Origin of the sequence: Clostridium sp. 1001271B_151109_B4 (assembly GCF_015670405.1) — a bacterium.
Lineage (GTDB): Bacteria > Bacillota > Clostridia > Clostridiales > Clostridiaceae > Clostridium.
On the sequence record NZ_JADPBQ010000008.1, the window covers coordinates 37,974 to 51,456 of the forward strand.

13 protein-coding genes and 1 pseudogene are annotated in these 13,483 nt (G+C 27.8%); 10 read left to right on the forward strand and 4 right to left on the reverse strand.

Annotated elements, in window-relative coordinates:
* Positions 1-11 precede the first annotated feature (11 nt).
* The 6 genes from lacB to I4V63_RS07280 all read left to right on the forward strand — a co-directional run bounded on the left by lacB (position 12) and on the right by I4V63_RS07280 (position 5,965).
* Entirely contained in the window at positions 12-530 is a 519-nt protein-coding gene (gene lacB, locus I4V63_RS07255) for a galactose-6-phosphate isomerase subunit LacB (protein WP_196000630.1), read from the forward strand.
* Between the two features lie 40 nt (positions 531-570).
* Positions 571-885 carry a PTS lactose/cellobiose transporter subunit IIA gene (locus tag I4V63_RS07260; RefSeq protein ID WP_196000631.1) on the forward strand — a complete coding sequence of 105 codons (315 nt, stop codon included), beginning with the start codon at positions 571-573 and terminating at the stop codon, positions 883-885.
* 48 nt (positions 886-933) lie between these two features.
* Positions 934-2,610 (forward strand): PTS lactose transporter subunit IIBC, encoded by a 1,677-nt coding sequence (locus tag I4V63_RS07265; protein WP_196000632.1) that lies wholly within the window; start codon positions 934-936, stop codon positions 2,608-2,610.
* A 53-nt stretch (positions 2,611-2,663) separates the two neighbouring features.
* Complete coding sequence (gene lacG, locus I4V63_RS07270) at positions 2,664-4,091, forward strand: 6-phospho-beta-galactosidase (protein WP_196000633.1); 1,428 nt, start codon at positions 2,664-2,666, stop codon at positions 4,089-4,091.
* A gap of 13 nt (positions 4,092-4,104) precedes the next feature.
* Positions 4,105-4,959, forward strand: coding sequence for a tagatose bisphosphate family class II aldolase (locus I4V63_RS07275; protein ID WP_196000634.1), 855 nt, complete (start codon positions 4,105-4,107; stop codon positions 4,957-4,959).
* Positions 4,960-5,035: 76 nt separating this feature from the next.
* A complete protein-coding gene (locus tag I4V63_RS07280; protein ID WP_196000635.1) occupies positions 5,036-5,965 on the forward strand; it encodes a 1-phosphofructokinase family hexose kinase in 930 nt (309 codons plus the stop codon).
* Positions 5,966-6,022: 57 nt separating this feature from the next.
* Here I4V63_RS07280 and I4V63_RS15805 read toward each other — a convergent pair whose 3' ends face one another.
* The gene (locus tag I4V63_RS15805; protein ID WP_279325751.1) at positions 6,023-6,148 is read right to left on the reverse strand and encodes a hypothetical protein; all 126 of its coding nucleotides are present in this window, start codon (positions 6,146-6,148) and stop codon (positions 6,023-6,025) included.
* Positions 6,149-6,396: 248 nt separating this feature from the next.
* Here I4V63_RS15805 and I4V63_RS07285 point away from each other — a divergent pair, with 248 nt between their 5' ends.
* From I4V63_RS07285 to I4V63_RS07290, 3 genes and pseudogenes are all read left to right on the forward strand, one after another.
* Entirely contained in the window at positions 6,397-6,567 is a 171-nt protein-coding gene (locus tag I4V63_RS07285) for a Spo0E family sporulation regulatory protein-aspartic acid phosphatase (protein ID WP_196000636.1), read from the forward strand.
* A 203-nt stretch (positions 6,568-6,770) separates the two neighbouring features.
* Positions 6,771-6,950: pseudogene (locus tag I4V63_RS15650) on the forward strand (alpha-N-arabinofuranosidase); the annotation flags it as partial.
* A 444-nt stretch (positions 6,951-7,394) separates the two neighbouring features.
* Complete coding sequence (locus I4V63_RS07290) at positions 7,395-7,796, forward strand: hypothetical protein (protein WP_196000637.1); 402 nt, start codon at positions 7,395-7,397, stop codon at positions 7,794-7,796.
* Between the two features lie 299 nt (positions 7,797-8,095).
* On the opposite strand, the gene I4V63_RS07295 is transcribed toward I4V63_RS07290, so the two are convergent.
* Positions 8,096-10,546, reverse strand: coding sequence for a GxGYxYP domain-containing protein (locus tag I4V63_RS07295; RefSeq protein WP_196000638.1), 2,451 nt, complete (start codon positions 10,544-10,546; stop codon positions 8,096-8,098).
* A 163-nt stretch (positions 10,547-10,709) separates the two neighbouring features.
* Between I4V63_RS07295 and I4V63_RS07300 the strand changes: the two genes are divergently transcribed.
* Positions 10,710-11,213 (forward strand): hypothetical protein, encoded by a 504-nt coding sequence (locus I4V63_RS07300; protein ID WP_196000639.1) that lies wholly within the window; start codon positions 10,710-10,712, stop codon positions 11,211-11,213.
* 65 nt (positions 11,214-11,278) lie between these two features.
* On the opposite strand, the gene I4V63_RS07305 is transcribed toward I4V63_RS07300, so the two are convergent.
* Positions 11,279-11,827, reverse strand: a complete 549-nt coding sequence (locus tag I4V63_RS07305) for a hypothetical protein (RefSeq protein WP_196000640.1) — start codon at positions 11,825-11,827, stop codon at positions 11,279-11,281.
* Positions 11,828-12,147: 320 nt separating this feature from the next.
* Positions 12,148-13,155, reverse strand: coding sequence for a PLP-dependent cysteine synthase family protein (locus tag I4V63_RS07310; RefSeq protein WP_196000641.1), 1,008 nt, complete (start codon positions 13,153-13,155; stop codon positions 12,148-12,150).
* Between the last annotated feature and the right edge of the window lie 328 nt (positions 13,156-13,483).

Below are 13,483 nucleotides of genomic sequence, written 5' to 3' on the forward strand. Positions count from 1 at the left end.
GGGGATTAAAGATGAGAATAGCAGTTGCGTGTGATCATATTGTTACAGATAGAAAAAATCATGTAGTAGAATATTTAAAGGAAAAAGGTCATGAAGTTATAGATTGTGGGACTTATGATAATGAAAGAACTCACTATGCTATATATGGTAAAAAAGCAGCTGAGAAAGTTGTTAGTGGACAAGCCGATTTGGGTGTAGTCCTTTGTGGAACTGGTGTTGGAATTACAGCATCTACAGCTAAAGTTGTAGGTACTAGACCAGCATTAGTAAGGGATATATCTTCAGCAGTATATGCAAGGAAACATTTAAATGCCAATATATTGGGTTTTGGGGGAAGAATTACTGGAGTAGGACTAATGGAGAATATAATTGATGCGTTTTTAGAAACTAAATTTGAGCCAACTGAAGCAGATAATAAAATAATTGAAAAGATTGATTCAATTGCGGTAGCAAAAGAAGGGCAATTTGGTAATGAAAAATTCTTTGATGAATTTTTAGAAAAGTGGGATAGAGGAGAATATCACGATTAAAAAATAAAAATAAAAATAAAAAATAATGGAGGGTTAAATTATGAGACCAGAAGAATTAGAATTAATAACAGTTGAAATAGTAGCTTATGCAGGAGATGCAAGATCTAAATATGTAGAAGCGTTAAATTATGCAAATGAAGGTAATTTTGAAGAAGCAGAAAAATTAATAGAAGAAGCATCAGAGTTAATAAATGAAGCACATAAAGTACAAACTAATATGATACAAATGGAGGCAGCAGGAAATAAAGTAGATGTTAGCTTTTTAATGGTACATGCACAGGATCATCTAATGACAGTAATGTTATTAAGAGATATAGTTAAAAACTTTGTAAATTTGGCAAAAAAAATAGGATAGTATAAAAAGTGTAATTGGGTATTGAAAAATTGGTAAGGGGAGATATAGATGAACAAAGTAATAGGTCTAATTGAAAAAATGAAGCCCTTTTTTGAAAAGGTTTCAAGAAATCCTTATTTAAGAGCTATAAGAGATGGTTTTGTAAGTTGTATTCCAGTAGTTTTATTTTCGAGTCTTTTCATTTTAGTAGCATGTGTGCCAAATATTTTTGGGTATTATTGGCCAGCTGATGTAGATACTGCATTATGGAAAGCTTATAACTATTCAATGGGAATATTATCTATACTTATGGTAGCAACAATAGCTAAGAGTCTAGCAGAAAATTTTAATAATAAATTACCTAAAACAAGGCAAATAAATATTGTATCAGTAATGATTGTAGCAATAATTTCTTTCTTATTAGTAAGTGTAGAAACTATTGAAGGTGGTTTATCAACCACTTATATGGGAACAAAAGGTCTATTAGCAGGATTTATTGTTGCATTTATAGTACCTAATATTTATAAAGTTTGTGTAAAGAATAATGTTACTATAAAAATGCCGGATGAAGTGCCTAAAAATATTTCTCAAACTTTTGCTGATTTAATTCCGTTATCAATTTGTGTACTATTTTTCTGGTTATTTGATATAGTATTTACTAATTTTGCAGGAATGTGTTTTAGTGCATGGATTTTAGAGGTTCTTCAACCATTATTTACAGCAGCAGATGGATATTTGGGTGTAGCTATCATTTATGGAGCTATGTCTATGTTTTGGTTTGTTGGAATCCATGGACCTTCAATTGTTGAACCCGCTGTAACAGCAATTTACATTGCAAATATTGAGGCAAACTTACAACTCGTACAAGCTGGGGAACAAGCTACCAATATTTTAACACATGGTACATCATATTTTGTTGCTACTTTAGGGGGAACTGGAGCAACTTTAATGTTAACAGCTATGTTTGCATTTATGGCTAAATCAAAGCAACTTAAGGCTTTAGGGAAAACATCATTTATACCTGTATTATGTGCAGTAAATGAACCAGTATTATTTGGTGCTCCTATAGTTTTAAATCCTATATTCTTTGTTCCATTTATATTGACTCCTATATTTAATGTATGGATATTTAAATTCTTCGTTGAAGTATTAGGAATGAACAGCTTTATTTATACTTTACCTTGGACAACACCAGGAACAATTGGTTTAATTTTAGGAACTGGATTTGCAGCGTTATCATTTGTGTTAGCACCATTATTATTAGTAATTGATTTTGCAATGTATTATCCATTCTTTAAAGTATATGATGCACAGTTAGTTGAAGAAGAAGCAAAGAAAAGAGCAGATGTAATTATAGAAAATGCTGAAGAAGAAGCAAAAGCTGAAGTTGCAGCAGTAACAGAAATGGATATAGCTAATAAATCAGATAAAGAGTTAAGTGTATTAGTACTTTGTGCTAGTGGAGCAACAAGTAGTATGTTAGCAAACTCTATTTCAAAAGGTGCAAAAGAGAAGAATATAAAATTAGAATCAATTGCAATGGCATATGGGCAACATAAAGAAGTTATAACAGACTATGATTTGATAATTTTAGCTCCTCAAATGGCATCTATGTATAAGGAGTTAGAGAAGGATTGTAATGCAAAAGGTGTAAAATCAGCTACTACTTCTGGAGTAGAATATGTAAAATTAACAAGAGATTCATTAGGTGCATTAAAATTTGCATTAGATATAATAAATAATTAATTTTAGAAATAAAGTAAATATCATACTATGAGTGTAAAAGGAGAAAGAATAATATGTATAACTTTGGAGACGATTTTATCTTTGGTGGGGCAACAGCTGCATATCAAGCAGAAGGTGGAGCAAAAGATGATGGAAGAGGACCATGTATATGGGATGAGTATTTAAATAGACCAGAAAGTAAATTTAATGGCGATGTAGCAAGTGATTTTTATCATAAATATAAAGAGGATATAAAATTATCAAATGAATTTGGGATAAATGGAATTAGGGTATCTATTTCTTGGAGTAGAGTTATACCAAAAGGTGTAGGAGAAGTTAATGAAAAAGGAATAGAGTATTACAATAATTTAATAAATGAGTGTATAGCTAATAACATTGAACCTTATGTTACGTTGCATCATTTTGATACACCATTACAATTATTCAAAAATGGTGATTGGTTAGATAGAAATAATATTGATCATTTTGTTAATTTTGCTAAAGTGTGTTTTGATAATTTTGGAGATAGGGTAACTAAATGGATAACATTTAATGAAGCGTGGGCAGTAGCTCAAAATGGATATATAATTGGTAATTTTCCACCAGGTATAAAGTATGATATTCCTAAAGCTATACAATCTATGCATAATATGATGGTAGCTCATAGTAAAGTTATTGAATTATATAAAAGTATGAATCTAAATGGAGAAATAGGAATAGTTCATACTCTAGAAGGTAAATATCCAATTACTAATTCTCCAGAAGATGTTAGAGCTGCAAAATTAGATTATGTATTATCTAATCAATTTATGTTAGATTCTAATTTTAAGGGGTATTATTCCAAAGAAACTATGGAAGTTATTAATGAAATTATGGATAAGAATCATGGTGAACTTAAGATTTATTCTGGTGATTTAGAGGTTATTAAATCAGCATCTGAAAAAATAGATTTTTTAGGAATGAATTATTATTCAAGTCATTTCTTACAAGCTTACGAAGGTGAAAGCAATATATATCATAATGGTAATGGAGAAAAAGGGACAAGTATTTTTGCACTTAAAGGTGTAGGAGCACGTGTAAATAATCCTAAAGTAGAAACAACTGAATGGGATTGGCCAATTTACCCTCAAGGGCTTTGTGATATGTTAATAAAAATTAAAAATGATTATCCTAACTATAAAAAGATATATGTAACTGAAAATGGAATGGGATATAAAGATGAATTTATAAATGGCAAAATAGAAGATACTCCTCGTATTGATTATGTAGCAAGACATTTAAAAGCTATACTAGAAGCTAAAGAAAAAGGGGTAAATGTAAAGGGATACTTTATATGGTCACTTATGGATGTACTTTCATGGAGCAATGGATTTAATAAAAGATATGGTCTATTTTATGTAGATTTTAATACTCAACAAAGATATCCAAAGAAAAGTGCTTATTGGTTTAAGAAAATGTCAGAAGAAAAAAGATTAGTTGATTTAAATGAAATAAGGTATTAAGGAGATGGTGTAAATGATATTATCTACTAAGGAAATGCTTTTAAAGGCTCAAAGAGAAAGATATGCAGTGCCTGCATTTAATATTCATAATCTAGAAACTTTGCAAGTGGTTGTTGAAACTGCAATGGAAATGAGGTCTCCTGTTATTGTAGCAGGAACTCCATCTACAATAGAAAGTTACGCCGGACCAGATTATATTAAAGCAATGGCTGAGGTTGCAGCAAGTAAATATGATGTTCCTATTGCTATTCACTTAGATCATTTTGAAGATGTTGATGCTATTAAGAAGAATATAGACTTAGGCTTTAAGTCGTGTATGATAGATGCATCTAAAATGGAATTTGAAAAAAACATTGAGATAGTTAAAGAAGTTGTAGATTATGCTCATAGATATGATGTAGTAGTAGAGGCTGAATTAGGTAAGCTTGGTGGAAGAGAAGATGATTTAGTTGTTGATGAAAAAGATACAATGTATACAAATCCTGAGGATGCTGCAGAGTTTGTACGTAGAACTAATATTGATTCTTTAGCAGTAGCAATTGGAACTGCTCATGGTTTGTATAAAGGGGAACCTAAATTAGACTTTGAAAGGTTAGTAGAAATAAAAGAAAAAGTAGATATTCCGTTAGTTTTACATGGAGCATCTGATGTACCTGACGATTTAGTTAAAAAGGCTATATCTTTAGGAATCTGTAAAGTGAATGTTGCTACTGATTTAAAAATTCCTTTTGCAAGGGCAGTAAAAGAATACTTAGATGAGCATAATGAGGAAAGTGATCCAAGAAAATATATGACACCAGGGAAAGTAGCTATGAAGGAAATAGTTAAGAATAAGATTGAAGTGTGTGGAAGTATGAATAGATACTAGTAGGAAAGGGCTGTTGCAGTAAATGCACAGCCTTTTTGGATAAAAAGCATTAAAGTGGAGAATATTGGAGGTATATATGATATTAATGGTAAATTTAAATGCATCTGTAGATAAGAGATACGAAATGGAAAATTTAGATAAAGGAAAAGTAATGAGAGCTACAACAGTGGAGAATACACCTGGTGGAAAGGGTATACATGTTGCTAATGTAGCTACAATATTAGATGAAGAATGTATAGTAACTGGTTTTTTAGGAGGGAAGACAGGAGAATTTATTGAAGAAAAGCTTAAGGATTATGGAATTAAATCTGACTTTGTAAAAATTAAGGGTGATACAAGAGAATGTTTAGCTATAATAACTAATGATTTAATACAAACAGAAATACTTGAGCCAGGACCAATCATTGATGATAATGAACGAGTGAACTTTATAGAGAAATTTAATCAGCTAAGTGAAAGTGCGAATATTATAGTAATTTCAGGTAGTGTTCCACAAAATATTGAATCTGAATTTTACAGAGAGTTAATAGAAATAGCTAATAAAAAGAATAAGAAAGTATTATTAGATACAAGTGGAATACTTTTAGTTAATGGTGTTAAAGGAAAGCCTTATTTCATAAAGCCAAACAGAGATGAAATTGAAGCATTGACTGGTAGAAAAATAGAATGTATTAATGATGCGATAAATGAAATTAGATACTTTCATAATCAGGGAATAGAATTTGTTGTTATATCTTTAGGTGAAGAAGGCTCAGTAGTTGGTTTTAATAATAAGATATATAAGGTAACGGTACCTAAGGTTAATGCGATTAATCCTGTTGGATCAGGTGATTCGTATGTTGCGGGTGTAGCTATTGGATTAGCAAGAAATTATAATATAAATGATGTGTTGAAATTAGCTTCAGCTTGTGGAACCGCTAATGCTATGGAAAGGGAGACAGGTAGTGTTAGGAAAGAGGTTGTTGATGAATTAATAGATAAAATTAGAATAGAAGTTTTGGAATAGAGATTTAATTTTATGGTAAAAGGTGGAATGAATATTTCCAGCTTTAAAAAATGTAAGTTAAGATCTTTTTAAACTATCAATCAAATAATAAGGAATTTTAAGATTCTCTTCACCAAAACCAAAACCAATTCCAATATTACCTTTATTATCCTCATTATAATCAGTTCCACTACTAGAATACAATTGATACTTCTATACCAAATAATCTAAAAGCTTTATATTTATTGCTTATTTTAAAATTGATGTAATAGTGTGGATTTAGTCATAAAACAATTATTTTACAAAAAGTAAATAAAATAATACATTAAATATATTTATAATGACGAAATAAGACTAACGGTATATTTAACTATTTAAATTAGAAATAATATAATAATCATATAATAATTCAAAAATAATTTATGTTGAAATGTTACCAGTGGAGGAAAATAATGAATATAATTAAAATTTTAATATGTACTTTTAAAGTATTGTTAAATGAATCCATAGAGGCAAATGGAATTGGTAGCTTGGAGACAATAAGCATAAGTCAAAGGTTAGACTTATTAGTACTAGAAGAACAAAAGGAAATATATAAGAGATACAAGCTTAGTATGGTTTAATAAAATAGCAAAATACTATATTTGCTTAATGATAATAATTTAAATTGAGCATTATATAATTATTTTAGGCTATAAAAATAATTGTAAAAATGAGCAGTGCCTTTAAGTTTATTTTATATAATGAATAAACTTAAGGGCATTTATTTGTTGTATTTAAATATATGCTTTTTATCTTTTATATACTATTTATAATATTTTCCTAAATTTCGTATGGTAAAAAGTATAAAATTAGAAAAGAAATATATGGTCATTTTTCTGAAGATTTAGGAAGATATATTTATGAAGAAATATATGTAGGAGGAAATTCTCCAATATCAAATGTAAATAGAATGAGAAAAGATGTTGTTGAAGTATTAAAAGAAATCAAAATTCCAGTATTACGTTAGCCAGGTAGGTGTTTTGCTGACGAATATCACTGGATGGAATTGGAGCAAAGGAAAATCGTAAAAAGTTGGAATGCTACAAGCTACCCATAAAATATTAATTAAAAATAAATCACTGACTCTATTCATAAATTTCGAAAATCCACTATCTAGATTAAACATACTTCCCATAAAAAATTCCTCCCATATAAATACCATAATATAATAATAACTTATGTAAAGGTTATATTCAATTAAATATAAGTAAATAAAAGGTTGAAATTACAGAATATTTATAATGAAAGGTTAATTAAAAATAACGATATATTAAATAACTTAGAATAATAAACTACTGATAACTAGTTTTTAAATATGTAAAAGAGTAAGTTTATTTTTATGAATATTTATCTTTGTTAGAAGAATAATAAGCGTATATAGAATTTTAATTATAAAAAGGAGATTATTATGAAAAACAAAAGAATAATTGCATTGGCACTATTATTTTTATTAGTATTTAGTAGTAATGTTTTTGCTGAAAGAAGAAAACCAGAACCAAATGCTATATTTATGGGAACTGTAGAAGAAGTTCAAAGAAATGATGATAATAATACAATTAATGTAAAGGTTAAGGGATATTTAAAGGGATTAGTAGTTCAAAGTGAGGAACTTATAGCTATTGTTAGTGATGAAACATTAATAATACCAAATGAATGTCCTAAGGAGGGGGAAGAACCAGATATTAAGAAGGTTAACCCTAAGGAATTTAAAATAGAAAAAGGTGACACTGTATTTTTTGTATTGAGTGAAGCAATGACTAAGAGTACTCCTCCACAAGCAGCAGCAAGAGCCATTCAATTGGCAAAATAAAATAATTATCTGAAATAGTTTTATTAAGCAAGTTTAATAAGGCTGTTTTATTTAAAAGAATAATAAATAAATTTTAATATATGTAACATAAGAGTTAGATTTACATATATTATATTATAAATAATAAATCAATAATTTAAATAGAAGATTACTTTCGCTCAGCAATTTTTGTATTGAATTATAATTTATATCCTCCATATAAAATAGTGATTTATTTAAGTTGCAATTAGTAGAATTTATCTTAGGTTGTTAGAAACTATAACAAAATTGAAGTTTTGTTATAGTTTCTTTTGAATTAATTATGTATTATGTGGAACATTATTTTGTATTAGCTTAACAAATGTATCAGGAGTAACTATCCTAACTTTAGGATTTTTATTTAACTTAGTTATCACATCATTAACATTGTCCATTGTATTACTCCAAACATGAACATAAACAAAAGTATAGGAATTAGGGTCTTGAATATTGGTATAACCGCAATCAATTCTATTGTTGATATTAGAAAGTAATTGATTTTCATCTTCTATTCCACCCCAAAGCAAATCTCGACAGGAGATAATTGGCTTATCATTGGACCAAATTATTTTTCCTTTATAAGCATTATTTATATCATAATTTAAATAAAGCAATCCATCTATATTGGAATTACAGGTATACTTATCCCATAAATCCTTTCTATAAAAAGCCTCATCATCAAGAATTAATACATTATGTGCATCAACATTTGACATATATTCATTAAGTTTTTTAGTATAGCTAATTAGTTTATCAGCTGGATATTTACTAGGATACATGTATCCATTACCAGAAGCTGCAACTACATAATTATCATTATATTTAGTTGAGCTTGCAGATTCATAATATTTATTGAAAACTGTTGGGGCTAAATAATATAATGATGGACTTAAAGACCAACCTAAATTAAACTTACCTCTATGAGGAGAGCCAAACCAATTTTTCATATTAAAATTACTTCCCAATAACCATTGTTGATTATCACCATCAGACATAATAAAAGTAATATAATGAACTCCATCTTCTTCAGAAACTTCACTATTAATATTTTGAAGAATTTCTGTTGAAGGATATGAGCTTAATACTGAAAGGTTATAAGACCAATCTGCAGCAATCATATCAACACCAAAGCTAGATGCAATTGAAACATTTGTATGTTCATCAGGGCCCCAGCCTAATATTCGACCACCATCATCCATACAGCTAAATATGGCTTCTCTTAATGTAGTATCGTGTATATCATCTTCGTAGAAAACTAATGACTTTGAAAGAATAGCATAGTCCCTTAATGACATATATTTATTACTAGGTAATTCTAGTACGGTAGAATGGTTTAAGCCGGAATTCCAAAGGGTATTAAATGCCCAATATTTATCAGTTTCTCTGCAATCTCCAATTAGATTTGTTATCCCATGATCATTTAATATGGATTCTATTGCCTCGTCAATTACTATTGAATCATTTAATGAGGCTAAGGTGCAGGCATTATTTATTGATGGTTCTTTTACAGTACTGTATAGTACATATCCATTTATATAAGATTTAAATTTATCTATAAGTTTCCAAGGATCATTTATTACTTTACATTTTACATTGTAGTTTTTATTTAAATCATCAAGCCATATTTTATAATCAGGCTCGCCGGAACTTAATATATATATTTGTTTATCGCTTTTTGAAGCTATAAGGCCTTGAAGAGTTACAATCATGGTCTGCTCAGCATTTGTCATATTATTATCAGAAATAATATAAAGTAATTTAGGTATTATTGGGTTTTTAATAAAGGAGTCATTAACATCTATGTAATTGTTACAACTACAAGATAATAAGTTTATATTTTTGTTAGAAGAATTTATATCGTTAGTTAAGTCATAATTAGAAAATGTAGACTTATAGCCTTTATATTTATTATAAAATTCATTTAAAAAGTCATATCTATTACCAACATAAAAACCTACAGCATTTTGTTGAGAGATTCCAGAGAGTAATATTTGACGTCCAATAATATCATTTAGGCTAACATTATTACCGTTTTTAATAATGTCATACATTATCATAAATGTTGTAGTTCTACCTACTCCAGCTTTGCAGTGAAAATGAAACCACGTATTTTCAGGATGACTTTCAACAACGTCAATAAAGTAATTAACCATATCATCACTAGGTAAATTGCCATCTGTTACAGGAATCCTAATATAAGCTATATTATTTGATTTTGCTAAGGTAGATTCATTTTGAACTAGATTAGGTGTAATTGTTTTTTTATTATTATATAAGGTTAAGAGTTCATTTAATTTAATAGAAGATAAATCGCTATTTTCTTTCTCAATAACTTCATTTAAAGTAAGGCTAGCATTTGCACTATTATTTGCATTTGCAAAGCTAATGGCTGTATCATCATTTATAAATCCATGAGATTCTTCCCTTAAATCAATATCTACAATTGGAATATTTGTATTTATATTTTCTATTAATAAAGGTAAATTAGTAGGAGTAAATTGACCACTTCCAGATATATTAAGTTGTTCTAATCCTTTTAAGTTTAATGAGGATAGAGCTGAGGAGTTAGAAATATCTGTTGTTTTACGAAAATGACTTGGTAGCGAATTAGTATTAGCGGAATCTTGAATAATATTAACATCGCTTAAAGCCCTAATTGGAAATGAATTTGATGTTAATAAAATTATAATAGTTAATAGTAAAGTAAGTGTAAATTTAAAAATCTTTTTCATTAGTTTATACCTCATAATTATAATTTTTATTACTTATTAGAATAAGCAGGATAAATATAATTTATTCAGAAGTTATAATGTTTTAGTAAAATGGTTAATTATGGAGCAAACAATAAAATAATAAATATTATAAAAGTATGAGTATAATAAAGGAAAAGTTATTATGACTAAAAAGAAACATAGATGTAAGAAGAAAAGAAATAATAATAATAATAATAAATATAGTGAGTATAATGAAGGTGTGGACGCTTCTTATGAAATGAGTGAAGCAGATATTAAGTCATTGGAATTATTAAAATTGCAAATATTAATGATATATATAACAATATATGCCTATGGGGTGTTAAATGTAGCTACTATTCAAGGAATTCAATTAATATATGGTAAGTATAATGGTGAATATACTGATGAAATAAGGGCTGATGAGACAGCTTTACAAGCAGTATATATTTTTTTTGCAATACAATTAATACTTACTAGAATAGCGATTGTTAGATACAACATATTATATGAAGAAAAGGAAAAAGGGGAGATTGATTATTCGCTTGAACCAAATATAAATATTATTAAATCTAATATATTATCTATAATCTCCCTTCTTTATCTTATTGCTGGAGCTGAAGGAGTATATGAGAGGGATAATGGACAAACTATATTTGGGGTTTAGAGTAAGATAGAAATAAAAAAGGTGAACTCCAATTTTAACTAGAAATGGAATTCACCTTTTTTAGCTTATTTAATTCCTAATTTATCTTTAGCATTATCAATCATATTTTTTAAGTCTAATCTAGCATTATGAGCATCTAATGTTAATGATCTTAAACCTTTTACTACTTCGTCTTTAGATAAAGTAGCATAATCTTTTGTTTTTTCAACAAAGGTTCCACTATAATCATCAACAGCGATAATAGCTTTATCAACAGCTGTTATTACTTCTTCGTTGTATTTATCAACTTCGGCGTTTCCTTTTACAACGTTATTTTTTAAGTCATTCTTAAAAGCTTCTAAGTCATTTTTTAATTGGTCATAAGAACCATTGTATGCAGTTATAAATTCATCATATGTGTTATCATATGTAAAATCATCTACATAAATATCATATTTAGTATCAAGGGTATAATCATTAAAGTAATGATTATATCTTTCTGTTAGATAATCATAATATTCCTGATTAGTTGGAGGATTTTTTTTAGCAGTATTATTATTGCTACCACATCCAACTAAACCAAACATAAGTAGAGATAATAATACTAATGTTAGGGCTTTAAATTTTTTCTTCATCTTAAACATCTCCTTGAAATAATTTATATATATAGTTTGCTTAAGATAAATATTAGTATTCATTAAAGTGTTGAAATTTGTTCAGTAAATAAAAGTAAAAATTAAAATAAGATAGTTTTTTATATAAAATATCAACTGTTCTTTTGGTATATAAAGAAAGATAGGTGATAAATATTATGATGATGATTTTTATAAAAATAGTATAGCATTAATTTTTATTGAATAAAATTAAGTTAATATGTGTAATGAAAAAAAGAAATATTATCTTTAAAAGAATATAAATCTAAAAATAATATTTCTTTTAAGGAGCATGATTATAACTAAAGAACTCTAAGGTCGATGAGCTTTACATCAGAAGAAATATAGTTTTCTTTAATAGGTTCTTTATTCATTAAATCTGTAGATAAATATTTTTTATTATCATCAGAAAAGACAGTTACTACAACAGAAGTTGAACTATTAAGGTCTAAGGCTTTCACAGCACCGATAAAGTTTGCACCAGAAGAAATTCCAACTCCAAGGCCTAATTCTCGAGATAACTTTTGTGCCATAATTATTGCATCTCCATCATCAATGCTAATTATCTCGTTTAAGTTACTTAAATTTACTATTGGGGGAATAAATTCATCTGATATACCTTGGATTCTATGAGTACCAGTATGACTACCAGTCGATAATGTTGGTGATGAAGATGGCTCTAAAGGATATGACTTGAAGTGACGATTTTTTTCTTTTAAGTACTTATTAATTCCCATTATTGTACCGCCTGTACCTACACCAGAAACTAATATCGAAGGAGTTAAATGGTGACGTTTTAAGGTATTGTATATTTCAGGGGCTGTTGAATAGTAATGAGAATATAAATTTGTATTATTAGAAAATTGCTGTGGTAAATATATATTAGAACAATTAGCCTTACATTCTTCAGTCAAAGATATACATTTTGAAAATCCGCCAGCTTCCTTTGAAACCAAATGTACAGTAGCATTATAGCTTTCTAGCAATTTAATTCTTTCAGGAATCATCCAATCAGGCATATAAATATGAACATTAAAACCTAAATAAGCTCCGATAGCAGCAAAAGAAATACCAGTATTTCCACTAGTTGCTTCTAAAATAAGATCATCGTCATGTAGTTCATTATTGATATAAGCTTTTTTTAACATATGCAATGCAATTCTATCCTTTATACTTCCAGTTAAATTATAATATTCTAGTTTAGCATAAACCTTCATTTTTCTTTCTTTATATATGAAGGAGATTTCAACCAAAGGAGTATGGCCAATTAATTTTTCTAAGGTATTCAATTTAAAAAGTATATCGTTCATATAAGCACCTATATAAATTTATTTTATTAATAATATATGAAATAATATTTTTTTTAGAAAGATTTTTTTAGAAGACATAGTAATATAGCTATTTATATTATTGAAAAGTAATACATAAATTTCATATTTAAAAGAAAATGAATTTTTTTTTTTGAGAAAATGACAGAAATAAAAATATAACATTCATAATTTCGTAAAAATATGTCTGTAAATATTATAAGAAAATAAAGTGCTGAAAATAACATATTCTTAAAAAAAACAAGTTTTAGTACGTTTTACTTAATTTTTTTAAGAAAAGTATATAAAAATATTAATAAAAAATTGAAAT

What these genes read in the sequence shown, in the direction of transcription:
- I4V63_RS07265 (WP_196000632.1), top strand. Translation starts at nt 934, where the DNA reads ATGAACAAAGTAATAGGTCTAATTGAAAAAATGAAGCCCTTTTTTGAA.
- I4V63_RS07310 (WP_196000641.1), bottom strand. Translation starts at nt 13,155, where the DNA reads ATGAACGATATACTTTTTAAATTGAATACCTTAGAAAAATTAATTGGC.
- I4V63_RS07290 (WP_196000637.1), top strand. Translation starts at nt 7,395, where the DNA reads ATGAAAAACAAAAGAATAATTGCATTGGCACTATTATTTTTATTAGTA.
- I4V63_RS07295 (WP_196000638.1), bottom strand. Translation starts at nt 10,546, where the DNA reads ATGAAAAAGATTTTTAAATTTACACTTACTTTACTATTAACTATTATA.
- I4V63_RS07275 (WP_196000634.1), top strand. Translation starts at nt 4,105, where the DNA reads ATGATATTATCTACTAAGGAAATGCTTTTAAAGGCTCAAAGAGAAAGA.
- I4V63_RS07300 (WP_196000639.1), top strand. Translation starts at nt 10,710, where the DNA reads ATGACTAAAAAGAAACATAGATGTAAGAAGAAAAGAAATAATAATAAT.
- I4V63_RS07260 (WP_196000631.1), top strand. Translation starts at nt 571, where the DNA reads ATGAGACCAGAAGAATTAGAATTAATAACAGTTGAAATAGTAGCTTAT.
- I4V63_RS07285 (WP_196000636.1), top strand. Translation starts at nt 6,397, where the DNA reads ATGAATATAATTAAAATTTTAATATGTACTTTTAAAGTATTGTTAAAT.
- lacG (WP_196000633.1), top strand. Translation starts at nt 2,664, where the DNA reads ATGTATAACTTTGGAGACGATTTTATCTTTGGTGGGGCAACAGCTGCA.
- I4V63_RS07305 (WP_196000640.1), bottom strand. Translation starts at nt 11,827, where the DNA reads ATGAAGAAAAAATTTAAAGCCCTAACATTAGTATTATTATCTCTACTT.
- lacB (WP_196000630.1), top strand. Translation starts at nt 12, where the DNA reads ATGAGAATAGCAGTTGCGTGTGATCATATTGTTACAGATAGAAAAAAT.
- I4V63_RS07280 (WP_196000635.1), top strand. Translation starts at nt 5,036, where the DNA reads ATGATATTAATGGTAAATTTAAATGCATCTGTAGATAAGAGATACGAA.